Genomic DNA, 760 nt, shown 5'->3' on the forward strand with positions numbered 1-760 from the left:
CTCTACATGTATCCAGTTTTTGATTTTGGAGTTTTAAAAGCCTTTTTTTCTGTTTATCAGTTAGATTTTCCTTGTTCGTAATCCATATGAATTTGGTATTTTTGAGTTCCTTGGTTTTTTTTGTTCTTGTATCCTTACTTCATTTAATCCTTCATTCATCGCTTTCATCACATGAAATCTATCGAATGTAATTTTTGCATCTTTAAATTCTTTAGAAATTCCACTGATATATGAGGGAGACATGTCGCAACATACTGATTTAATGTTGCTTTTGTTTCCATTATGATCTTGCAGATCTTTGCTAAAACTGGTAATAGTCGAAGAGTCTTTTCCTTCACAAACAAATATTACTTTCGAATCTTTTATATCAACAACAAGAGTTATGTATTCATGTCCTTTCTTGCATGAAGTTTCATCTATACCAACAACACATACATCCGATAAATCCTCTTTAGACCTTGCATTGTCAGTATAATGGTTTATGACTCTCCAAAGTTTCTTGTCATTTTCTCCAAGCAACTTCGCAATTTGTAACACTGGCATTCTTTTTGAGAGTTCCAGGATATAAGCTTCCATTCGAAAAGTAAAACTACTTTTTTCGCGGGTCCATGGAACTTTTATTTTGAGAACTCCACAATTTTCACATTCTATTCTTGGAATTCTACAGTGTAAATATGTAGCATATTGAAAGTGGTTAATATGCCGTAACTCTTTTTCCTTAGTATCATAGGCTGAACAGTTTGGTTTGCCACACTTAGGA

Annotated in this window: 1 protein-coding gene; it reads right to left on the bottom strand. The window is 32.9% G+C overall.

Annotated elements, in window-relative coordinates; translation table 11 throughout:
- Positions 1 to 60 precede the first annotated feature (60 nt).
- A partial coding sequence (locus ASJ81_RS14490) for an ISL3 family transposase (RefSeq protein WP_141241744.1) occupies positions 61 to 760 on the bottom strand: 700 nt, incomplete at its 5' end.

It is taken from the genome of Methanosarcina spelaei (genome assembly GCF_002287235.1).
In the GTDB taxonomy this organism is placed as follows: Archaea; Halobacteriota; Methanosarcinia; order Methanosarcinales; family Methanosarcinaceae; genus Methanosarcina; species Methanosarcina spelaei.